We start from the raw sequence: 21459 nt of genomic DNA on the forward strand, positions 1-21459 counted from the left end.
CGTCAGGACCGCTGCATCAGAAGCTCGTTCTCGATCTCGCGCAGCGCATAGTAGTTGCGCCGGATCCATTGATAGAGCTCGGTGGAGGGGTCCTTCTCCTGGCGCAGGTAGCCGGTGAAGGAGAACGAAAAACGTTCGATATAGGTTCTGAGGAACGCGGGCAGGGCGGCAATGTGCAGATGCTTGCTGCGGCTGTAGAGGTCGGGGAGCTCCTCGCGAAGGACGTGGTCGTTTTCGACCACGATCAGCTGGGGCTTCGGGATCTGGCGCCGCAGGGCATCGTAGGCGCGCATCGAGACCCGGTCGCCTTCGGCGCAGAACAGAATGATCGGGACCACGTTCCGCCGCGCGGCCTCCTTCAAAAAGCCGATCTGTTCGGACATCTTGAAGAACTCGTCGAACGAGTAGTAGCCGAGGTCGATCACCTTGGGGATGCCGTCGTTGAGGATCACCCGGTCCATCAGCTGGATCTTGCCGTAGGTGTCCTCGATCGTCGCGGTCTCCGTGATCTGCGGCAGGAAGTCGAGCAGCGACGGCTCGCGCAAGGTGACGTCGAAGGCGAGCACCTGGCCGTTCTTCAGCAGTAGGAACTCGCTCAGCACCCGCGCAAGCAGCGTCTTCCCGGATTGCGGCCGGGGCGAGCAGACGATGTAGACAGGCGTCGCGGGCATCCGACCTATATCAGGTCAAATGCGGTTGCGATAAAGTCCCATCCTTCACGGAGCTGCTATTTTTCCCCGGCCGGCCGCGGCGCCGCCGCCTTGGTCGAGCCGACGATGTCGGTCAGCTTGATGCGGTCGTACTCGCTCCAGACGTTGGCGAGCCAATGCCGGACATAGCCGCGCAGCACGAAGGAGTAGTTGGCGGCCTCGTCGCGGGGACCCTTGTTGGCGACGAATTTGAGGAACGGCACCGAGGCGACCTCGACCTGCTCGAACGCCATTTCGTTGAGCTTCGGGATGGTCAGCTCGGTCGCGTCCTTGATGCGGTGGAAGTAGGAATTGTAGGTCGACTGGTCCCACTCGAAGAAGCTGGTGTTGTTGATGAAGTTCTTCACCAGGAAATATTTCGCGCCGATCATGTAGCTCGCCGTCTCGGCGATCTCGTCGAGCGAGGCGATCGACGAGCCCAGGATGTGGAACACCGCGAAGGTGATCTGGCCGGAGCGGGCGGCGTCGAGGAATCCGATGTCGCGCAGCGCGGCGAGCGTCGGCGACATCAGGCCGGCGCGGACGTCGATCACGGTCACCGACGGCGCCACCGCGCTCAGGGTGTCGAAGATCTTCATCTGGTCCGGCGTCGAATTCATGTCGACGATCTCGGTGATCTCCGGGTGGAAGCGCTTCAAGGTGCCGCGCGGATGCTCGGTGTCGAACGCCCGGGTGGGGACGTTGTTGGCGCTGAAATAATCGAGCAACGTCCGCGACACCGTGGTCTTGCCGACCCCGCCCTTGTCCGCACCCACCACAACCACTGCCGGTTTCGCCATGGAAAGTCCTTCAGCCCTGAGGCCGGCCAGGGGGCCGGCGCATTGCATTCTGCTTTGGGCGCGAACATGGCAGAAACGCTGGAGAATTCAAATTCATTGCAGCACGGGACCGGGGAAATTTGCGCCTTCGCCGCAACAGGCTGGAGCAATCGGAGGCATTCCGGCCCGGGCGTTCGAGCCGGCGAGGAAGCACTTGCAAGCGAATGGCAGGACAATTGCCCGTCGCACGGGATTGGCGGCTGAATTCCGCGGCGAAGGCGGCGACTAGTGCCGGCCCCAGGGACCGGTCGCGGGGGTGGTCCACGGTCCCTGGGGAGCGGCTTGACCCTGGCCAGATGGCGGGGCCGGGCCATCGGCCTGGCCCCAGGGACCACCGGACGGCAACGGTGGCGGAGCGTCGCTTTCGGTCGCGTTGGCGCCGGTGTAGTCCGGCTGTGCCTCGTCCGTGGGCAGCGCCATCGGGCCCGGATCATGGCCGCCGGCGAACCTGATCAGCGCCTGGACCCGGGCATCGACCGAGGGATGGGTGGCGAACAGGTCGGCAAAGCCCTCGCGCGGATTGTCGACGCACAATTCCATGACGGCGGAGGTGGCGCCGGGCAGTTCGCCGCGCCCTTCGATCTTGCGCAGGGCGGTGATCATGGCGTCCGGATTCTTGGTCAGCTCGACCGACCCGGCATCGGCAAGGTATTCGCGGGTGCGCGACAGCGCCAGCTTGACCACCTGGGACAGCAGCCAGGCCACCACGATCAGCACCACCGCGATGATCACGACGATGATGGCCCCGCCGCCGGAGCCCTTGCGGTCGGAGTCGGACGAGGAGGACGACGACGACGAGCGACCCCAGCCGCCGCCCCAGCTCATGTTGGTGAACAGGCGGAAGAACAGTTCACCGAAGAAGCCGACCACGCCGGCGATGATGACGGCCACGACCATCAGCTGGACGTCGCCGTTGCGGATATGGGTCAGCTCGTGGCCGAGCACCGCCTCGATCTCCTGGTCATCGAGCGCGTCGAGCAGGCCGGTCGTGACGGTGACCGCGTATTGCCGCGGGTTCAGGCCGGTCGCGAAGGCGTTCAGCGCCGGGCTGTCCATGATCTTCAGCTGCGGCATGGTGATGCCGCGCGAGATGCAGAGATTTTCGAGCAGATTGTACAGCCGCGGCTGCTCCTGACGCGTCACCGCGGTCCCGCCGGTGACCGCGTCGATCATCTTCTGGTGGAAGAAATAGGCGATCACGATCCAGGCCGCCGCGCCCAGCGTGGCCCAGGGCAGCGCCCTGATCAGGTCGCGGGTGGCCGCGTTCATGTAATAGGCGACGCTGCCATTGCCGTTGATCATGACCTCCGCGATCAGCGCGCCGGCGAACACCAGCACGTAGATCAGCAGGAACAGGCCGCCGAGCAGCAGCACCGAACGGGTCTTGTTCGATGCGATGTGGGTGTAGAGACCGTAGGCGGCCATGGCGTCGGACCCTTCAGCGCGGAGGGCGCGGGATCAGAACTTGACGCTCGGCGCGGCCTCGACTTCGGTCCGGCTGGCGCCGAGATCGAAGAACTCCTTGCGTGTGAAGCCGAAGGTCCCGGCGAACAGTGCGGCGGGCATCTGCTGGATGCCGGTATTATACTCTTGGACCGCGTTGTTGAAGAAGCGGCGGCTGGCGGCGATCTTGTTCTCGATGTCGGAGAGCTCGCCGGCGAGCTGCTGGAAGTTGGCGTTGGCCTTGAGGTCCGGATAGGCCTCGGACAGCGCGATCAGGCGACCGAGTGCGCCGGAAAGTTGGCCTTCGGCGGCCGAGACCTGGGCCGGGCCCTGCGCCGACATCGCCGCATTGCGAGCCTTAATGACCTCGTCGAGGGTGCCGCGCTCATGCGCAGCGTAGCCCTTCACGGTCTCGACCAGATTCGGAATCAGGTCGTGGCGCAGCTTGAGCTGGACGTCGATGTCGGCAAAGGCCTGGCCGACCCGCTGGCTGAGGGCGACCAGCCGGTTGTAGGCGCCAAGGGCGAACAGCACGAGAATGACGATGATGCCGAGGACGATCCAGCCGGACATGACGGGCTCCGAGGGAGAGGGCGGGAGAACGAGGCGGCCGACACGCGACGGCGCCGCCGGTCCGCAGGTGGACCGGCGTGCATTGGTCGCATCAGGGGGGATGCCCGTTCAAGTCGCTTGAGCCTGGCCGGTCCGTTCGATGGGCGCCCAGGCGACCGAATTGGCGTCGGAGGCAACGATGCGCAGGGCTCAATAGGGACGGGCGACCCGCCATTGCTGCGTGGGGTCGTTGCCCTTGATATCGCCGGGGACGCTGTCGAGCTGCGAGGTGTAGAGCGGCCGGTAGCGGTAGGCCCACATCTTCTTGCCGTCGCTGCGGGTGATGACGGTGAAGTCGCCGCTGGCGGTTGCGTTGTCGGGGGCGATCAGCGGCGGCCGCTTCTCGGCACAGGCACCGTCGCAGGTCGACTTGTTCCCGGTGTTGTCGCGTTCGGTATAGTAGAGTGTCATTCCTTTTGGGTCGACCAGGACGGGACCGTTCTTGCCGACGATGGCCTTGGCCGGCGGGCCCTCCTGTTTCGGTGGGGGCGGTGCCGAGGATCCACCACCGTGGCCGTTTGCCAGGGCCGTTCCTGCCGAAGCCAGCAGCGCGGCGGTGATCATCATCGTCCTGAACATCGAAACGCGTTCCCGTGTGAGCAGCGCATCCAGCGCCTGTTGCAGCTCACCGTAGCAAGCAGCGATTTCTCTCGGGTTTCGCGAAATCGCGAAAATGAGAGACAAACACGACCTGTCGTTAACCATCTGCGGCCGCGACGGTATCTACGGCCGTGACGGCGGCTCCACGCCGTCGCCCCAGTCCCACCGGCGGGCGGCGGCAAAGGCGGGCTTGTCGCGGCGGGGAACGCTGATGACGCCGGCGGCGCCGTCCGCCTGACACAGCTTCGCGGTTGTCGCGACCTTGGTGACCGACGGCGGCGCGAGCACGCGTGCGGCGGGCCGATGCGTTGCTGGCTTGCGGGTGAGGGCAACGAAGCTGAACTTCTCGTCCTCGAACGGGACGTCAGCCCCTTTCAGTTCGCGATGTGCCCGCGACCGCGCCAGCCGCTGCGCGAAGTGGCACCAGTCCGGTGCCACGAGGGGACACGGCGCTGCGTGCGGGCAGGGCGCCGCGACATGAGCCCCGGCTGCGATCAGGCGGTCACGGGCCGCCATGATGCGTTGATAGCCGGCGGGCGTGCCGGGTTCGTCGATCAGCAGCGTATCGCCGGTCCGGGCCCACAGCGCATCGACGGTCGCAGAGCGTTCGGCCTCCGTCAGCTCGCCGATCATGTAGCTCGCGATGACGAGATCGGCCCTTCCGGCACGATCGAGCAGCGCTCGCGCCGGTCCCAGCGCATAAGAGAGGTCGCGGAGGCGCATCGTGTCGTCAGCGAGCGTCAGCGCCAGCCCGCGCAACGCTGGATTGGAATCGACGGCGTTGAACGAGGTCAGCAGCGGAAACGCTTCCGCCGCAGCGAAGCTCGCGGTCGCTGGTCCGGCACCGACATCCAGCAGCGAGGCCGGAGCGAAGTCCGGGCTCGCCTGCATCACGGCATTGAGGCTGGCAACGACCGCCGCGTAGGTCGCCGGCATTCGCACCGTGGCATAGGCAATGGCGTCGGCGTCGCTCGTGATCGTTCCGGAATTGCCGCCGCTGCGGTAGGCGGCCGAGATGCGGGCCGCCCGGGCGGCTGCATCCTGCCGCGACTGCCCGTGCAGCATGGCTTCGAGGGACGCCTTCAGCGCGGCGGGCAGATCAGGAGAGATCATCGGTCCTCTCCACGCGTCAGTCCGGCCGCCGCGCAGGCGGCAATCCGGAATGACGCAGCAAGATCACGCCACCTGCTGGTCGAGGATCTTCACGGCCTCGTCGAGCGCGACCGAGACGAGCTGCGACACGCCGCGCTCGGCCATGGTGACGCCGAACAGCCGGTTCATGCGCGCCATGGTGATCGGGTTGTGGGTGATGATGATGAAGCGGGTCTCCGTCGAGCCCTTCATCTCGTGCAGCAGGTTGCAGAAGCGTTCGACGTTGTGGTCGTCGAGCGGCGCGTCGACCTCGTCCAGCACGCAGATCGGCGAGGGGTTGGTAAGGAACACCGCGAAGATCAGCGCCATCGCCGTCAGCGCCTGCTCGCCGCCCGACAGCAGCGACAGCGTCTGCGGCTTCTTGCCCGGCGGCTTGGCGATGATCTCGAGGCCGGCCTCGAGCGGATCGTCGCTCTCGATCAGATGCAGCGCCGCTTCGCCGCCGCCGAACAGCTCGGTGAACAGCCGCTTGAAGTGGTCGTTGACGGTCTCGAACGAGGATTGCAGACGCTCGCGCGCCTCCTTGTTGAGGCTCTGGATGCCCTGGCGCAGCCGCTTGATGGCCTCGACGAGGTCGTCGCGCTCGGTGGTCAGCGCGGTATGCGAGCCCTCGACCTCGGTGAGTTCTTCCTCGGCGCGGAGGTTGACGGCGCCGAGCCGCTCGCGGTCGCGGCGCAGCTTCTCCAAGGTCTCTTCGATCTCGTGCAGCGGCGGCAGTTGCGTGTCCGGACCGATCTCGGCCATCGCCGCGACCGCCTGCGGCTCGCATTCGAGCATGTCGTGGATCTCGCGCTCGACGTCGCCGACGCGGCGCTTGGCGCTCTCCAGCCGCTCCTCGGCGCGGGCGGCTGCTTCGCGCGACTTGGACAGCGCTTCCAGCGACGCTTTCGCAGCGCGGTCGGTGTCGCCCATCGCAGTCTCGGCCTCGGCGAGCGCGTCGGCCGCGACCTGGCGCTCCTCCTCGGCGATGGCGAGCTCGTCGATCAGCGCGCTGCGCTTCTCGGCGAAGATCTCCGGCGCGTTGTCGAGCTCGGCGCGCTCGTCCTTCACCTCGGCGATGCGCGCCTCGATGGTGGCGATCTGCGAGCCGGCGCCGCGGATGCGGTTGAACCAGTCGTTGCGCTCGCTGATGATCGCCTGCACGCGGCGGTCGGCGAGCTCGGCCTCGCGGGCCAGCGCCTGGGCCTCGGCGCGCACCTGGGCCGCGGCGCGGCGCTTGGCCTCGATCTCGGCGCGCACGGCCGCCAGCCGGCCATCGGCTTCGGTGGTCGCCGGCAGCTCCTCGATCGCCTCCAGCGCATTCTGGTGCAGCTCGGCGATCTCGGCGCGGTCATGGGCGAGGCGGGTCGAGGCCTCGACCAGCGCCGATTTGCGAGCCGAATGGCGATTGATCTCGCGCTCGGCATTGGCGTGGCGCTCGCGCGCCGAGTTCACCTCGCGCTGCGCGGCGCGCCAGGCTTCGCGCGCGGCGCTCTCGGCGGCGGTCGCGGCCCTCACCTCGGCCTCGGCGCTCTCCAGCGCCTGGCGCTTGTTGGCGGCATCGATGCGCGCCTGCTCGAGCTCGGCCTCGATATCGATCAGGCGGGCACGCTCGGCCAAGCGCCGGGCCGCGCCGGTCGGCGCATGCGCGGCGGCGATGAAGCCGTCCCAGCGCCAGACGTCGCCTTCCGGCGACACCAGCCGCTGGCCGGTCCTGAGTTGAGAAACGAGTTGAGCACCGCGGTCGCGCGACACCACGCCGATCTGGGCCAGGCGGCGCGACAGCTCCGGCGGCGCCTGCACATAGGCCGCGAGCGGCTCGACGCCGTCGGGCAGCGCGGGATCGGTGACCTCGGCGCCGGCGACGGTCCAGTGCATCGGCGCGGAGGCATCGACCGGCGCATCGAGGTCGTCGCCGAGCACGGCGCCGAGCGCCTTCTCATAGCCCTTGGCGACGGTGACGCCGTCGATGATCGGCGGCCACAGATTCTTGGTCTCGCTGTTCACCATCTTGGAGATGGTGCGCGCCTCGGTCTCCAGCCGCTGCACCCGCTTCTCGGCCTCGGCGAGCGGGGCGCGCGAGGCTTCGAGCTTCTGCCGCGCATTGGCCTGCGCCGACTCGTTGGTCTGCACCGCGGCCTCGGCCTGCGCCTCGGATTCCTCGGCCGCTTCGAGCGAGGCGGCGAGCGTGTCGAGATCACCGAGATGCGCGGTCTCCTGCGCCAGTCGCTCCTCGTCGGCGCGGACATTGGCGATGTCCTGGTCGAGGCGGGCGAGACGCTCGCGATGGCTGCGGACGTTGGCTTCGAGCTGGTTGCGGCGCGCGGTGAGGTCGGCAAGCTGTGTCGTCAGCTCGGTGAACTGGCGCTCGGTCTCGGCCAGATCAGCCTCGGCCTCGGCGACACGCTCGTCGACGCCGCTGCGCATCTCGACGCGCGCCTTGATCTCTTCCTTCAGCTCCGCGTCTTCGGTCTCCAAGCGCTGCAGCGCGACCTGCGCGTCCTGGTTCTGCTGCTGCTCGCGCGCGACGTCGGCGGTGAGCTGCATCAGGCGGCGATCGAGCTCGCTAACGCGCTCCTTGGCGCGCACCTCCTCGCGGTCGAGCAGATCGCGGGCATTCTTCAGCCGCTGCATCGTCGCGGCGGCGCGGGCTTCCGCCTCGCGCAGCGCCGGCAGATGCGACGAACGGATCGCCTGAATGCGGGCCGATTCGGCCTGCTCGCGGGTCCGCTCCGCCATCTCGCGCACGGCGACATCGTGCACATGCGCGGCGTCGTTGAGGTCGGCATGCGCGCCCATCCAGCGCAGATGATAGAGCGTCGCTTCGGCCTTGCGCACCTTGGCCGCGACCTCGCGGTAGCGGATCGCCTGCCGCGCCTGCTTGCGCAGGCCTTCCATCTGGCCGGAGAGCTGGCCGATGACGTCCTCGACGCGCAGCAGATTCGTCTCCGCCGCCTTCAGCCGCAACTCGGCCTCGTGGCGGCGCGCATGCAGGCCGGCGACGCCGGCGGCGTCTTCCAGCACGCGGCGGCGCTGCTCAGGTTTCGCTTGAATGATCTCGCCGATCTTGCCCTGGTGGACCAGCGCCGGCGAACGCGCGCCGGTGGCGGCGTCGGCGAACAGGATCTGCACGTCGCGGGCGCGCACATCGCGGCCGTTGATGCGATACACCGAGCCCGCCTCGCGCTCGATGCGGCGCGAGATCTCGAGAATGTCGCGGTCGTTCACGGCCGCCGGCGCGGTGCGATCGCTGTTGTCGATCGTCATCACCACTTCGGCGTGGTTGCGCGACGGCCGCGTGTTCGAGCCGGAGAAAATGACAGCGTCCATGTCGGCGGCGCGCAGCGATTTGTGCGAGGTCTCGCCCATCGCCCAGCGCAGCGCCTCGACCAGATTCGACTTGCCGCAACCGTTCGGACCGACGACGCCGGTGAGGCCGGGTTCGATCACGAAGTCAGTCGGTTCGACGAACGTCTTGAAACCGTGAAGACGAAGACGCGTGAGTTTCATGCACAGATTCTCTGTTGGCGGGAGACGAATCTCCCAGCCCCGACAATACCATGGAAGGCAATGTCAATGTGGACTGAGTCGCCCTGGCGCCTCATTCTGAGGGCGGGACAATGGCGAGGGCTGGTCCCCAGGGCAACCCGCCGGGCCTGCTTTTCCAAGGCTTTCTCGTGGCGAACGGCCCACGAAACAGAAGCGGCCCCATTGAGGGGCCGCGCTGTGTCTTTGATGACTCAGTGATTCGAATCAGCTCTTCAGAAGCGGGTTGATCTTCTTCTGAAACTCCTCGATCGAAGCCTCGCCCTTGATCTTCTCGCCGTTGATGAAGAAGGTCGGCGTCGAATCGACTTTAAGAATGTCGCTCGCATATTTCTGGTCGGCGGCGATCTTGTCGAGCAACGCCTGGTCCTTGAGGCAGGCCTCGACCTGCTGCTGGCTGAGACCGGCCTGCTTGCCGATCCGCGTCAGCGTCTCCGTCGTGTTCTTCACCACCCAGTCGTTCTGCGAGCGGAACAGCATGTCGGTGACCGCGAAATACTTCTGCGCATCGCCATCGGCGATGCAGCGCGTCAGCATCGAGCCCGCGGCGGCTTTGATGTCGAGCGGGAACTCGCGGAAGATGTAGCGGATCTTGCCGGTATCGATGTATTCGGCCTTCAGCTTCGGGAACACGGTGGCGTTGAACGCCGCGCAGTGCGGGCAGGTCATGGAGGCATATTCGGTGATGGTCACCGCAGCGTCCGCCGGTCCGATCGCCATGTCGGGCAACGACTGAGGCTTGGCGACATCGGCGGCGCTCTGCGCCATCGCGTCCGAGATCAGCCGCAGCGGGGAGAAGCCGGCCAGAGCGGCGAGGCCGGTCAGCGACAGGGCAGCGGTGAAGGCGCGGCGGGTGATGATCAAGGCTCTGCTCCGAAATGGGCGCATCTCGCGCCTGAAACGCTCGTAACTCGGCTTTTCGCTAGCTTGAAACCCACCCGGAGGCAATGCCGGGCCGCAAATGGGGATCAAAGCGTCAGCGTCAATTTCGCTTGATGGCGGCGCCCAGGCGGGCCAGCGCGTCGCGCAGGGCGTCGTCCTCGATCGCGGTCAGGGTCTGCGCGACCTTCGCGACCGTCTTCGGATCGGGCGGCACCGGGCGGCGCTTCACCGGGGGGCGCAACAGCGGCCCCTGGCGCAGCGCCAGCTTGCCGACCGCGTGCCAGCCGAAGAAGCGGTTGACCCGCTCCAAGATCACGTCCGACGAATGCTGGATCTCCAGCGCCATCGGCCCCTCGACGCGCAAAATCAGCGTCGCCGGCTCCTGCGGCTGGCCCTCGACCGGCCGCGGCCATTGCATCTTCAGCGGCTGGGCGTGCTCGGCGATCTCGCGCCCCGCGATCTCCGGCCAGCGCGTGACCAACTCGCGCGCGGCAAAGCCCTGCTTGGCATAGGCGGCCGTCAGCACGTCGCCCATCATGAGCGACAGCGGTTTTGCGGTGAGGCGGCCGGGCTTTGCCATCGATGCAGGCTTCTCGTGGTCTGCCGCCCGTCCGAGCCGCCGGGGCTCGAAGAAAGCCGTGGATGCCGCAGACGAGACGGCGGTCCAGCGGGCGACGATGGCTCCTGACGTACTAGATTAAGCCAATGGTGTCATCAGCCCTTCCTTCCAAGCGCAAGAGCCGACCAGAGAATCGCGGCTCCGCCGAGCGCCCCGCACAACTGCTCGCCTGGTACGACCGCCACCGCCGGCGGCTGCCGTGGCGCGCGCCGGCCGGGCAGCGCTCCGATCCCTATCGCGTCTGGCTGTCGGAGATCATGCTGCAGCAGACCACGGTGAAGGCGGTCGGGCCGTATTTCGAGAAGTTTTTGGCGCGCTGGCCGGACGTCTCGGCGCTCGGCAGCGCCGAGCTCGACGACGTGCTCCGGATGTGGGCCGGCCTCGGCTATTATTCGCGGGCGCGCAACCTGCATGCCTGTGCCGTCACCGTGCTGCGCGAGCATGGCGGCGTGTTCCCGGACACCGAGCAGGGGCTGCGCGCGCTGCCCGGCATCGGTCCGTACACCGCGGCGGCCATTGCCTCGATCGCGTTCGATCGGCTGACCATGCCGGTCGACGGCAACATCGAGCGCGTGGTGTCGCGGCTGTTCGCGGTGGAAGAGGCGATGCCGCAGGCCAAGCCGCAGATCCAGGCGCTGGCAGCGACCCTGCTCGGGCCGTCGCGCGCCGGCGACAGCGCGCAGGCGCTGATGGATCTCGGCGCCACCATCTGCACGCCGAAGAAGCCGGCCTGCGCGCTGTGTCCCTTGAGCGAGGACTGCACCGCACGCGAGCGCGGCGACCAGGAGACGTTCCCGCGCAAGGCCGCCAAGAAGACCGGCACGCTCCGTCGCGGCGCTGCCTTCGTCGTCGTCCGAGGCGACGAGCTGCTGGTGCGCTCGCGCCCCGCAAAGGGCCTGCTCGGCGGCATGACCGAGGTTCCCGGCTCGGAATGGCTCGCCGGCCAGGACGATGCCGACGCGCTCGCGCAAGCGCCGGAGCTGGCCGGCGTGAAACGTTGGCACCGCAGGCTCGGAATCGTCACCCACGTCTTCACGCATTTCCCGCTGGAGCTCGTGGTCTACACCGCGCGGGTCCCGGCGCGGACGCGCGCCCCGGAGGGCATGCGCTGGGTCCCGATCGCGACGCTGGACGGCGAGGCGCTGCCCAACGTGATGCGCAAGGTCGTCGCGCACGGGCTTGGGGATTGAAGCTACGCGTGTGATGGAGGCTGAAGGCCCTCCGTGAGCTGTGTGGCGTAGGGCGGGCAAAGGCGCGCCCTACGCCACACAGCTCATGCAGAGCTGTCGTGCGGGCCCCCTAGCCTCCAATTTCCTCACGATCGTAAAGCTCGAAATGCGATCTTTCCTGATAGCCCACTTTCAAAAGCGCGAAGAGGCCCGAAGAGCCTATCGGCTCGATCGAAAAAAGCGCCTACCGCGTCCGCCGACCGCGTTGTTGTGGTGATGCGTGTGCGACTTCGAAGATGGATTTCGGACCACCTTTGGAAAGCGTCTATCGCGGCGCCAACGACCGATTGCCGTTCGAGACCGCGATACCGATTTCCTGGGCTTGGTGCGAGAGCAACGCGACGTTGGCGCCTCCGGGCTTGAACGCGGGCCCGAATGTGATCAGAAGATCATGGGTCCGCGTACGGTTCAGAGATCCGAGCGTGGACCCGTCGCCGGCGGAAAACCGGACGAGTTTCCAGACCGGGTTGATCGTGCCGGAAGAGATCACCACGAACTTGACGTGATAGGACAGCACGTCTTGCTTGAACGTGTCGCCGGCGTCCTTGGGCAATGCCGAGGACGGGAGCGCTAGTTCGGATTGCAGCCGGTCGCGCAGCCATTCCGAGATGCCCAATTGGCTCTCGAGGAGGAAGGACGAACCGTGAAATGATGGACGGTCTTGAGCGCACGTGCCGCCGGGAAAATTCCGAAGCTTGTCGAGATTCCAGTAGTTTCCAAATTTGTCTTCGCGCGTACCTTGGGAAGAGAGCGTACCGCCGAGGCCGAGCGAACGTGATTGACTGTCCGCGAGAGGTTCGATGAAGGAAATTCCGGGGTTCAGGGCGCCGGTCTCGTCCACCTGAAGATCCACCGTTGTCTGCACACCCCATCGACTAGGCAGCAGTGAATCGTTGTCGTGCACTGCTTGAACGATATCGCAGTAGATTTTCTCGCGAATTTTAAATTCAAGATCGCCGCCTGCGGTAAGCACGGGCGTACGCGAAGTTTCCCAAGCCTCCTGCATTTGCGGTATGTAAGTTCCGCAGCCGGCCAAGCTCATGGACAATGCTGCCGCCACCACAGCGGTCATGCTCGTTCGCTTCATGATGTCTGCTCCGCGTCACTGCTGTTGCTGCGACTTCTTCAGTGCATCAAGGAGCGATTGAAGAGGGACACCGTTGATACTGAAATTATCGAAGCGCGCAGCGCAAGTCCAAAGACACGACGTACGGCCGTTGTCGGAGTTTTTGGCGACATTGCAGAATGACCGTTCGCAGTTCATCTCTTGAGCGGGAAGAATGTCTTGGCAGGTCGGCTCCTTTTGCCGGGGACAGAGGATCGTGTCGCTACGAGCCGAATTTGAAAGGCTACACATCAGAACGGCAGTAATGACTAAGGAACGAAACATTTTAGACCCCCATCTAAAAATACAATTGAAAATTGCCGCACATCGGCGTAACAATCAAGCTGCCAATAGTCGCGATCAGCGCCGAAATTTTTCTCTGCGCTCGTCGGCGGCCAATCGATTCCTGTCGGACGCCGCGATGGCGTCTTCGTTCGACGAAAACTCCCAAACATTCCTTAGCGGAGGGAAGCCGGTCCAAACGTCCGTCTATCGGATGTTTCCCGGGTCGAAATCGGTCGTAACGGGTACGGATGAGGACGGAGATGTTGCGGATTTGAACAAGTCCATGACGTCGCTGTTCGTGCAAAATGCTCCCAACGACCCGCGACGCAATTATCGGCTCGTGGGCGCGATCTGGATGGATAAGCCCAAGCTCCTGACTGCGAACATGCCGATTGCAAATCCGGCTGGTATGGATACGGACGATCCCGCCGCAATCGTCGCGGGCGAAGACGGGCTCTCCAGCATGGCCATGGAGTCGTTCACGCAGAATAGCTTCGTCAACTGCTTTAGCTGTCACGATACGTAGGCGGTGACGGATGCCGCCGACAATGTCGTTCTGCGACCAAAGAAGCTGAACCTCAGCCACATATTTTCGAAGTTTGTCATCGATTCGAAATGACGAAAGGAGGCAAAAATGGGCTTTGAACAAGTCAAAGACATTCTTGAGCAAGGCATGGCGACCTGGGTGCAGGCCAAAGGCAGACCGGCCCATCTGAAGGGCCACGGCGCGACCTTCAAATGGGACACCAAGGCGAACCTTCTCGCGGCATCGGGTCACGGAAAGCATCTCATTCAACCGGAAGTCATCGGTCAAAACGGAGCCGCCGCGAATCTGGTGGTCGACCTCCGGACAGGCATCGACAGTCCTGCGTTACGCATGCCGAAAGGAGGCCCTTTCATACCGGATGATCAGATCCAGATCATCGAGGATTGGATCACTCAAGGGGGCCCCGACTGACTTTCCCAACTCCAGGATTACGCAGTATTACGGTGACCGTGCATAAAATCTTCGGTAGCGAGCAGCACCGACGAGAGGCTGCGTCGTGCAGGTCGGTGCTGATCGCATCAACGCGCAGAATGTGCTGACCTTGCCCGCCATTCCCGATGCCGTTTCGTCCCGTCCCAAGGCTCGACTTCCGTTTTTCAGAATATTTCTTGACTCCACCCCCAAATCAGGTGTCTTATCCATGCCGTTCCGTCCCGGCAGGAGGGGCGTACGCGTCGTCACGACACGCGGGGCGGGATGCGGTGGCTGCGACGGCGTCGTCAGGACGAGCGACGTCGACCGGCCTCGTGCAGAGCTGCGGCGGCTTGCCGTCGTGGTTCGGGTGCGGGGCCTTTCGCGGACGTTGAAATCGTGTGGTCCTGGCATCCCGATGCTGATGCCAAGCGGGCGGTGATGATGATCCGCCGGTGACGGGGGCAAGACAGCCGGTCCCCGGGGAGATCACGTATAAAACGGAAGCCCATCGCGCAGGGAATGCCGGATGACCGGCTGGACCTGTGGTGACTGCCGCCTGCTTATCTTTCTGCAGGCGGGCCATGGGTTGCGGCCAGCGCCCGGCATTCCCTGCGCCCTCCTCATTTGCGAGGGTCCTTCTCGGCAACACCTCGGGCGCGGCGCGCCGCGAGAGGGTGAGCTCATGTCCTTCATCGGGATGCCTGTCGTCGCATCGCCATCGATCGGCATGGGTCGTGTCCGGATCCGTGCGGGTCGAGCACGCGGCCCGCAGAATGCAGATCGCCCATGACGGCGCACGCGGGCGGCCAGGGGTGGACGGTCCGAACCGGTGCGGATAGGGTCGGATATCATCTGTCAGGGATCACCATGCTCAAGCTCTATGTCGCGCCGGGCACCTGCGCGCTCGCTTCACACATCGCGCTGGCCGAGACCGGCGCCGACTACGTCGCCGAGAAGCTCAGCTTCAAGACCAACCAGCAGAACAGCCCGGACTATCTCGCGATCAATCCCAAGGGGCGCGTTCCGGCGCTGGTGACGGAGCAGGGCGTTCTGACCGAGACGCCGGCGATGCTCGCCTATGTCGCGCAGCGCTTTCCGGAAGCGCGGCTTGCGCCGCTCGACGACGTCTTCGCCTTTGCCGAGGTGCAGTCCTTCAACAGCTATCTCTGCTCGACGGTCCACATCGCCCACGCGCACAAGATGCGGGGCTATCGCTGGGCCACCGAAGAGTCCTCCTTCGCCGACATGAAGAAGAAGGTGCCGGAGACGATGGGCGCCTGCTTCGCGCTGATCGAGCAGAAGATGCTGCGCGGCCCGTGGGTGATGGGCGAGCAGTACACGATCTGCGATCCCTATCTGTTCACGATCGCGCAATGGCTCGAAGGCGACGGCGTCGACATCAACGCCTTCCCGAAGGTCGCCGACCATTTTGGCCGCATGTCCGGGCGGTCGGCCGTCAAGAAGGCGCTGGCCGAGCTGGCGGGCTGACGGCCATCCTCGAGGCCATGGCGTCGGAACAGCGCCCGCCAGCATGGCGCATCGGGAGAGCGGAAAAAATAGCCGCGCGAAGCCGGAACCCAGCTCCGGCCATCGACGTTGCAGGAGGCCGTGGCGCGCCTGCGACCGATCTCCTTTTCTGGGACCCCTTGATGTTGCCGGCTGCCGTTTCAGATGACCGTTTGCGCGCGACCGGCACCGAGAGCATCCGCGAGAGACTGAAGGCGGCGACGGCCTCGGCGCACCGCGCGCTGGATGAGGGGCTCGTTCATTTCGATCTCACCACGACGGCTCATTATCGCCGGTTCCTGCAGGCCAGCGCAGCCGCGCTGCTACCGCTGGAGGCGGCGCTCGACCAGGCCGGGGTGGATGATCTGATCCAGGACTGGCCGCAGCGTCGGCGGGCACAGGCGATCGCCGGCGACCTCGCGGATTTCGGTGCCGCGCCGGTTCCGATGGACCTTCCCGCGCCCTCGCTCGACCGTGCGGGCGTATTCGGCACGCTCTACGTACTCGAGGGATCTCGGCTCGGCGCAGCCTATCTGCTGCGCATGGTCGCGGCCTCCGCCGATCCGCGGGTGAGACGCGCGACGCGCTATCTCGGCCATGGCGCGCGGCAGGGCTTGTGGAGCAGCTTCCTGTCGCAACTCGCGCAAGCGCGGACGACGGCCGACGAGGAAGTCAGGATGATCGTGAGTGCACGCGAAGCGTTCGCGATGTTTGCGAAGGCGATGGCAGCAGCATGAACGAGCCGGTCAACCTCACCAATTGCGATCGCGAGCCTATCCATGTTCCCGGGACGGTTCAGCCGTTTGGCTTCCTGCTGGCGCTGGTGTCGGACTTCACCATATGCATGGCCTCGGAGAACGCGCCGGATTTTCTCGGCGGCGATATCGGCTGGCTGCTGCAGCGGCCGCTCGACGCCGTGCTCTCGGAGGCGGCCGCGGCCGCGATCCGCGCCAGGGTCGACTATCTCAGCGGCCCCGATGCGGTCGAGCGCGTGTTCGGCGTCGATCTGCAGGGCCGTGGCAAGCTTTTCGATCTCGCCATCCACTTTTCCGGTGCGTATCTCGTCGTCGAGGCCGAGCCCAGTCTGATCGAGCCCGGCGTCAATTCCGGCGAGCTGGTGCGGTTGATGCTCGGCCGCATCCGCAAGACGGCGGGGATGATGGACCTGGCGCAGGAGGCGGCGCGCCAGCTCAAGCTGCTGACCGGCTTCGACCGGGTGATGGTGTATCGGTTTCATCCCGACGGCTCGGGTGAGGTGATCGCCGAGGTCGCGGGCTCCGGCCTGGAGCCGTTCCTCGGGCTGCATTATCCGGCCTCGGACATTCCCAAGCAGGCGCGGCAGCTCTATCAGCGCAACTGGCTGCGGATCATCGCCGACATCGACGCCGCGCCGGCGCCGCTGCTGTCGACGCCGACGCACAATGCCGGACTGCTCGACCTGTCGATGAGCGTGCTGCGCGCGGTCTCCCCCATTCACATCGAGTATCTCCGCAACATGGGCGTCGCCGCGTCGATGTCGGTCTCGATTCTGCGCGAAGGCAAGCTGTGGGGCCTGTTCGCCTGCCATCATTATGCGCCGCATCACCTGTCGTTCGAGAAGCGCACTGCGGCCGAGCTGTTCGGTCAGATGTACTCCTGGCTGCTCGAGGCGCGCGAGCGCGAGACCGACATCGCCTACGAGACGCGCGCGCATCAGATCCAGGAGCGGCTGATCGAGCGCGCGGCCGCGCAGGCGCACAGCAAGCGCGCGATCCTGGAGTTTGTCGCCGACTACCGCCAGATGATCGAGTGCGACGGCATCGCCGTGTGGTCCGACGACGAGATCACGCTCGACGGCGAGACGCCGACCGAACAGGAGGTGCAGGACCTCATCGGCTTCATCAACCGGACCTCCCCCGGCCGCATCTGCGCCAGCGCCGAGATTGCCAAGGTGTACGCGGCGGGCGAGGCATTTCGCGATCGCGCCGCCGGCTTCCTCGCCATTCCGATCTCGCGCACGCCGCGCGACTGCCTGATCTTCTTCCGCCGCGAGGTGCTGCGCGCGGTCAACTGGGCGGGCGATCCGAACAAGAGCTATGCCGAGGGCCCGAACGGTTCCCGCCTGACGCCGCGCAAGAGCTTCGAGCTGTGGCAGCAGACGGTGGCCGGCCAGTCGAAGCCGTGGACGGCGGCGGATTTGCGCATCGCCGAGAGCCTGCGCGTCACGCTGCTCGAAGTGATCCTGCAACTCTCCGAGCTCGCCGCGCGCGAGCGCCGCGGCGCGCAGGAGCGGCAGGAGCTGATGATCGCCGAGCTCAATCATCGCGTCCGCAACATCCTCAGTCTCGTGCGCGGCCTCGTCGCGCAGAGCAAGGACACGGCGACCTCGGTGGAGGAGTTCGCGTCCGTGCTCGGCGGCCGCATCCAGGCGTTGGCGCGGGCGCACGACCAGATCACCAACCTGAATTGGGCCCCCGTCGCGCTCCGCCATCTGCTCGAATCGGAGGCTGGCGCCTATCTCGGCTCAAGGGCCGGACGGGTGCGCATGGAAGGTCCTGAGGTCGCGCTCGACCCCAAGGCGTTCGCAACGCTCGCGCTCGTCGTGCACGAGATGATGACCAACTCAGCGAAATACGGCGCGCTCGCCGACTCCACCGGACAGGTGCAAGTGATCTGGCGGCTCGATCCCGGGGCGAGCCTGGTCATCGACTGGAAGGAGAGCGGCGGGCCGCCGGTGCAGCCGCCGTCGCGGCGCGGCTTCGGCACCACCATCATCGAGCGTTCGGTGCCGTTCGACCTCAAGGGCGACGCCGAGATCCGCTTCGACCTGCTCGGCGTGCAGGCGCGCTTCGTGATCCCTGCCAATTTCGTCCAGATGGTGCCGGCGATGACGGGGGCACCCTCCAGGCACCAGCGCAAGGAAGAGGACACGCCGCGCCTGTCCGGTACGGTGCTGATCGTCGAGGACAATCTGATCATCGCGATGGGCGCCGAAGTGATTCTGCTCGAGCTGGGAGCGCGGCACATCGACACCGCGGCGTCGGTCAGTCAGGCGCTGAAGTCGATCGAGCGCGCGGTGCCGAGCTTCGCACTGCTCGACATCAACCTCGGCGCGGAAAGCAGCCTGCCTGTCGGGCACCGGCTGAAGGAACTCGGTGTGCCCTTCGTGTTCGCGACCGGCTATGGCGAGCGTGCGCCGATTCCGGCGGAGCTGTCCGACATGCCGGTGATTCAGAAGCCGTACACGCGCGAAGTCGTCGAGAAGGCATTGACGAAGATCAAATGAGTCGCACGCGCATCAAGGTCGGCTTTGCGCGTCGCGGTGATTGGCATTCATGATTGCAGTCTTGGGTTTTCTCACATCCGCGTGTTGCACATGAGCGCGACAACGCACGACGGGAGACAGATCATCGACTATTCCCACTGTTGCTGCGACAAAACAGCCCGAAAATATTAGAACGCATCCAAAGGACACCGCTGTTCTAACATTGTTTCGACAAATGGAACCTCCGCAGCCTTATTCCGAACGAAGTCATCGCCGAAACGGCGCAGCGGGGGCGCGTTGAATCGTCGGAGGTCTGATGACGAATCGAACGACGAGTTTGTTGCCGTGCGTTGCTGTCGCCGTGCTGGCGGGAGCGGCTGCGACGACAATCGAGTTTACACCGGCATCGGCTGCAGACGAATGCCTTGCAAAGCCTGCGGGGACGCCGGCGGGGAAGCACTGGTTCTATCGCATCGATCGCGCGACCAAGAAGCAGTGCTGGTATCTGCGCGACGACGATCGCGAAGCGAAGGGCGCGTCGCTGGTCACGCGCAAGCTCGCCTCGCAGAAGGAACGGGCTCAGCTCTCGTCGACCGCGGCAAATGCACGTGCCGAGATCCAATCGTCGTCCAAGGACGCCGCCGATGAGGTGAAGGTCGTGTCCTCGACACCGACCGTGGCGGCGTCTGCCTTTCCGTCGGCTGCTGCATTTCCGGCCGCGCCTGCGCCGGTCGTCGCGCCGGCGCCCGTGGTGTCAGCGCCGGCGGCGGCTGCGCCCGACCCGGTCGGCGCGGCTGTGAACGAATCTGCTGTTGCGACGCGTTGGCCCGACCAGTCCGGCACGCTGCAGACCGCGGCGCAGCCCGCCGCGCCCCGCGCGTCATCCTACACGCTCGCGGCCGCCAGCGACACCAACGCCGCGGAAGCGGCTGCTCCCGCGACGCCGGCGCTGGCCGCTGCGGATGCGTCGCCGGCCGTGACGATCGGCATGTCCGGGGATGATGCGTCCAAGACGCGGATGTTTGCTTTCCTGGGCGCAGTCGCGATCGCGGGCTTCTCGATCAGCGTGCTGTTTGCGCGCGCCCGGAGCAGGCGGCAGCTTCGCATCGAGCCGGTGGCCGCCCGGCGCGTCACGCGTTGGCCGGCGGAGCCCGAGCTCGATCGCATGCACCTGCCGCCGGTGGACAGCTACTATCCGGCGCTGGCGGGACGCCGGGGTAAATCGTCGCAGTCGACAGCGCAGGTCTCGGTCGTGCCGCGCGACGACGCTCGCTACGATGAGCAGTACGAGGTCGAAGACCTGCTGGCGCGCTATTCCGGACAGGAACGCCGGAATTCCTGAGCGTCAGGCGGCGGACATCTCGGAGCGGATCTCGGCGCGCAATTCGTCGATCAGCCTGAGCCCGCCCTTGGTCTCGACATGCCAGAAGGTCCAGCCGTTACAGGCCGGCAAGCCTTGCGCCACCGCGCCGATGCGGTGGATCGAGCCGACCTTGTCACCCAGCATGATGGCCCCATCGGCGCGCACCAGCGCGCCGTGGCGGCGCTTGGAGTCGACGAGCTTGGTGCCGGGCGCGATCATGCCGCGTTCGATCAGCTCCGAGAAGGCGACGCGCGGCGCTTCGCGCGCCGTCATGAACGGTGCGAGCGTTGCCTCCGGCAGCGGCTCGACCGCGGCGATGCGCCGCTCTGCCGCCTTCGCATAGACCTTGTCGCGCTCGAAGCCGATGTAGCGGCGGCCGAGGCGTTTTGCCACGGCTCCGGTCGTGCCGGTGCCGTTGAACGGATCGATCACCAGATCGCCGGGTTTCGAGGATGACAGCAGCACCCGCGCCAGCAGGCCTTCCGGCTTCTGCGTCGGATGGATCTTCTTGCCGTCGCCGTCCTTCAGCCGTTCCTCGCCCGTGCACAGCGGAATCAGCCAGTCCGAGCGCGCCTGGACGTCCTCGTTGGCGGCCTTCAGCACTTCGTAGTTGAACGTGTAGCCCTTCGCCTTCTCGTCCCGCGCGGCCCAGATCATGGTCTCGTGCGCGTTGGTGAAGCGGCGGCCGCGGAAGTTCGGCATCGGGTTGGACTTGCGCCAGACGATGTCGTTGAGGATCCAGAAGCCGAGATCCTGCATGATCGCGCCGACGCGGAAGATGTTGTGATAGGAGCCGATCACCCAGATCGTCGCGCTCGGCTTCATCAGGCGGCGCGCGGCAAGCAGCCAGGCGCGCGTGAAGTCGTCATAGGCGGAGAACGAGGAGAACTTGTCCCAATCGTCGTCGACCGCATCGACCTGCGATTCGTCGGGACGCTTGAGCTCGCCCTTGAGCTGCAGATTGTAGGGAGGATCTGCAAACACCAGGTCGACCGATGCGCCTGGCAGTTTCGACATCTCGGCGACGCAGTCGCCGACGATGATTCGTTGCTCTTCGAGGGTCTGAAATTTAGTGCGGGGCGCCCTTGCAGACGCCCCGCGACGCGACTCTACCATGACTCAAGAACTCTGACTCAGGCGACGCTGTCGGCGACGCGGGACCTAACAACCGACTGCCCACACATTGACCCGGCAAAGTAAAAATGGACTTAACCCGGAAATTTATTCGCATCGATGCGCACGCATTCATCACGCGCACCGGCGACGAATTCCGTTCGTCGATACACGATGGTCTCTGCGCAAGACGCCGATTGCGATGGGTTTTTCGCGCCGGTCGCGCGCGAGCGCAGCCGATCGAGGTTCGGCGCGGGTCGGTTTTTTTGGCGGCGCTAGGCAAAATTTGCCG

The 21459-nt window shown here is 65.7% G+C and carries 18 protein-coding genes; 7 read left to right on the plus strand and 11 right to left on the minus strand.

The window, feature by feature from the left end:
* Window positions 1–2: 2 nt before the first annotated feature.
* The 9 genes from QX048_RS03325 to QX048_RS03365 form a co-directional block, all read right to left on the minus strand.
* Window positions 3–671, minus strand: coding sequence for a hypothetical protein (locus tag QX048_RS03325; protein ID WP_315717273.1), 669 nt, complete (start codon window positions 669–671; stop codon window positions 3–5).
* 56 nt (window positions 672–727) lie between these two features.
* Window positions 728–1489, minus strand: coding sequence for a hypothetical protein (locus tag QX048_RS03330; RefSeq protein ID WP_009025709.1), 762 nt, complete (start codon window positions 1487–1489; stop codon window positions 728–730).
* A gap of 264 nt (window positions 1490–1753) precedes the next feature.
* Window positions 1754–2953 carry a M48 family metalloprotease gene (locus QX048_RS03335; RefSeq protein ID WP_315826978.1) on the minus strand — a complete coding sequence of 400 codons (1200 nt, stop codon included), beginning with the start codon at window positions 2951–2953 and terminating at the stop codon, window positions 1754–1756.
* Window positions 2954–2986: 33 nt separating this feature from the next.
* Window positions 2987–3544 (minus strand): LemA family protein, encoded by a 558-nt coding sequence (locus QX048_RS03340; RefSeq protein ID WP_315717271.1) that lies wholly within the window; start codon window positions 3542–3544, stop codon window positions 2987–2989.
* 189 nt (window positions 3545–3733) lie between these two features.
* Complete coding sequence (locus QX048_RS03345) at window positions 3734–4162, minus strand: hypothetical protein (protein WP_315750410.1); 429 nt, start codon at window positions 4160–4162, stop codon at window positions 3734–3736.
* A 144-nt stretch (window positions 4163–4306) separates the two neighbouring features.
* Window positions 4307–5296, minus strand: coding sequence for a small ribosomal subunit Rsm22 family protein (locus QX048_RS03350; protein WP_316200698.1), 990 nt, complete (start codon window positions 5294–5296; stop codon window positions 4307–4309).
* 63 nt (window positions 5297–5359) lie between these two features.
* The gene (gene smc, locus QX048_RS03355) at window positions 5360–8824 is read right to left on the minus strand and encodes a chromosome segregation protein SMC (RefSeq protein ID WP_315826976.1); all 3465 of its coding nucleotides are present in this window, start codon (window positions 8822–8824) and stop codon (window positions 5360–5362) included.
* Window positions 8825–9067: 243 nt separating this feature from the next.
* Window positions 9068–9724, minus strand: coding sequence for a DsbA family protein (locus QX048_RS03360; RefSeq protein ID WP_315826975.1), 657 nt, complete (start codon window positions 9722–9724; stop codon window positions 9068–9070).
* A gap of 118 nt (window positions 9725–9842) precedes the next feature.
* Complete coding sequence (locus QX048_RS03365) at window positions 9843–10322, minus strand: DUF721 domain-containing protein (RefSeq protein WP_315717265.1); 480 nt, start codon at window positions 10320–10322, stop codon at window positions 9843–9845.
* Window positions 10323–10447: 125 nt separating this feature from the next.
* On the opposite strand from QX048_RS03365, the gene mutY reads away from it, so the two are divergent.
* Complete coding sequence (gene mutY, locus QX048_RS03370) at window positions 10448–11551, plus strand: A/G-specific adenine glycosylase (protein ID WP_316200697.1); 1104 nt, start codon at window positions 10448–10450, stop codon at window positions 11549–11551.
* A gap of 304 nt (window positions 11552–11855) precedes the next feature.
* On the opposite strand, the gene QX048_RS03375 is transcribed toward mutY, so the two are convergent.
* Entirely contained in the window at window positions 11856–12677 is an 822-nt protein-coding gene (locus QX048_RS03375) for a hypothetical protein (protein WP_316171358.1), read from the minus strand.
* A gap of 283 nt (window positions 12678–12960) precedes the next feature.
* Here QX048_RS03375 and QX048_RS03380 point away from each other — a divergent pair, with 283 nt between their 5' ends.
* The 6 genes from QX048_RS03380 (at window position 12961) to QX048_RS03405 (ending at window position 20033) form a co-directional block, all read left to right on the plus strand.
* Window positions 12961–13506, plus strand: coding sequence for a hypothetical protein (locus tag QX048_RS03380; protein WP_316171359.1), 546 nt, complete (start codon window positions 12961–12963; stop codon window positions 13504–13506).
* Window positions 13507–13614: 108 nt separating this feature from the next.
* Window positions 13615–13938, plus strand: a complete 324-nt coding sequence (locus tag QX048_RS03385; protein WP_316171360.1) for a hypothetical protein — start codon at window positions 13615–13617, stop codon at window positions 13936–13938.
* 870 nt (window positions 13939–14808) lie between these two features.
* Window positions 14809–15429 carry a glutathione S-transferase family protein gene (locus QX048_RS03390; RefSeq protein WP_316200723.1) on the plus strand — a complete coding sequence of 207 codons (621 nt, stop codon included), beginning with the start codon at window positions 14809–14811 and terminating at the stop codon, window positions 15427–15429.
* A 161-nt stretch (window positions 15430–15590) separates the two neighbouring features.
* A complete protein-coding gene (locus tag QX048_RS03395; protein WP_316200696.1) occupies window positions 15591–16184 on the plus strand; it encodes a biliverdin-producing heme oxygenase in 594 nt (197 codons plus the stop codon).
* Window positions 16181–18712: an HWE histidine kinase domain-containing protein gene (locus tag QX048_RS03400; protein WP_316200695.1), complete on the plus strand. Its 2532-nt coding sequence runs from the start codon at window positions 16181–16183 to the stop codon at window positions 18710–18712. Before QX048_RS03395 ends, QX048_RS03400 begins: the two co-directional genes overlap by 4 nt.
* A gap of 295 nt (window positions 18713–19007) precedes the next feature.
* Complete coding sequence (locus QX048_RS03405) at window positions 19008–20033, plus strand: hypothetical protein (protein WP_316200694.1); 1026 nt, start codon at window positions 19008–19010, stop codon at window positions 20031–20033.
* Window positions 20034–20036: 3 nt separating this feature from the next.
* On the opposite strand, the gene QX048_RS03410 is transcribed toward QX048_RS03405, so the two are convergent.
* Window positions 20037–21170 (minus strand): site-specific DNA-methyltransferase, encoded by a 1134-nt coding sequence (locus tag QX048_RS03410; protein WP_315717257.1) that lies wholly within the window; start codon window positions 21168–21170, stop codon window positions 20037–20039.
* Window positions 21171–21459 lie beyond the last annotated feature (289 nt).

Origin of the sequence: Bradyrhizobium sp. SZCCHNS30572 (assembly GCF_032484415.1) — a bacterium.
Taxonomy (GTDB): Bacteria; Pseudomonadota; Alphaproteobacteria; order Rhizobiales; family Xanthobacteraceae; genus Bradyrhizobium.

Excerpts from the sequence above, each read along its gene's own strand:
- QX048_RS03325 (WP_315717273.1), bottom strand. The coding sequence starts at position 671 with ATGCCCGCGACGCCTGTCTACATCGTCTGCTCGCCCCGGCCGCAATCC.
- QX048_RS03330 (WP_009025709.1), bottom strand. The coding sequence starts at position 1,489 with ATGGCGAAACCGGCAGTGGTTGTGGTGGGTGCGGACAAGGGCGGGGTC.
- QX048_RS03335 (WP_315826978.1), bottom strand. The coding sequence starts at position 2,953 with ATGGCCGCCTACGGTCTCTACACCCACATCGCATCGAACAAGACCCGT.
- QX048_RS03340 (WP_315717271.1), bottom strand. The coding sequence starts at position 3,544 with ATGTCCGGCTGGATCGTCCTCGGCATCATCGTCATTCTCGTGCTGTTC.
- QX048_RS03345 (WP_315750410.1), bottom strand. The coding sequence starts at position 4,162 with ATGTTCAGGACGATGATGATCACCGCCGCGCTGCTGGCTTCGGCAGGA.
- QX048_RS03350 (WP_316200698.1), bottom strand. The coding sequence starts at position 5,296 with ATGATCTCTCCTGATCTGCCCGCCGCGCTGAAGGCGTCCCTCGAAGCC.
- smc (WP_315826976.1), bottom strand. The coding sequence starts at position 8,824 with ATGAAACTCACGCGTCTTCGTCTTCACGGTTTCAAGACGTTCGTCGAA.
- QX048_RS03365 (WP_315717265.1), bottom strand. The coding sequence starts at position 10,322 with ATGGCAAAGCCCGGCCGCCTCACCGCAAAACCGCTGTCGCTCATGATG.
- mutY (WP_316200697.1), top strand. The coding sequence starts at position 10,448 with ATGGTGTCATCAGCCCTTCCTTCCAAGCGCAAGAGCCGACCAGAGAAT.
- QX048_RS03375 (WP_316171358.1), bottom strand. The coding sequence starts at position 12,677 with ATGAAGCGAACGAGCATGACCGCTGTGGTGGCGGCAGCATTGTCCATG.
- QX048_RS03380 (WP_316171359.1), top strand. The coding sequence starts at position 12,961 with ATGACTAAGGAACGAAACATTTTAGACCCCCATCTAAAAATACAATTG.
- QX048_RS03385 (WP_316171360.1), top strand. The coding sequence starts at position 13,615 with ATGGGCTTTGAACAAGTCAAAGACATTCTTGAGCAAGGCATGGCGACC.
- QX048_RS03390 (WP_316200723.1), top strand. The coding sequence starts at position 14,809 with ATGCTCAAGCTCTATGTCGCGCCGGGCACCTGCGCGCTCGCTTCACAC.
- QX048_RS03395 (WP_316200696.1), top strand. The coding sequence starts at position 15,591 with ATGTTGCCGGCTGCCGTTTCAGATGACCGTTTGCGCGCGACCGGCACC.
- QX048_RS03400 (WP_316200695.1), top strand. The coding sequence starts at position 16,181 with ATGAACGAGCCGGTCAACCTCACCAATTGCGATCGCGAGCCTATCCAT.
- QX048_RS03405 (WP_316200694.1), top strand. The coding sequence starts at position 19,008 with ATGACGAATCGAACGACGAGTTTGTTGCCGTGCGTTGCTGTCGCCGTG.
- QX048_RS03410 (WP_315717257.1), bottom strand. The coding sequence starts at position 21,170 with ATGGTAGAGTCGCGTCGCGGGGCGTCTGCAAGGGCGCCCCGCACTAAA.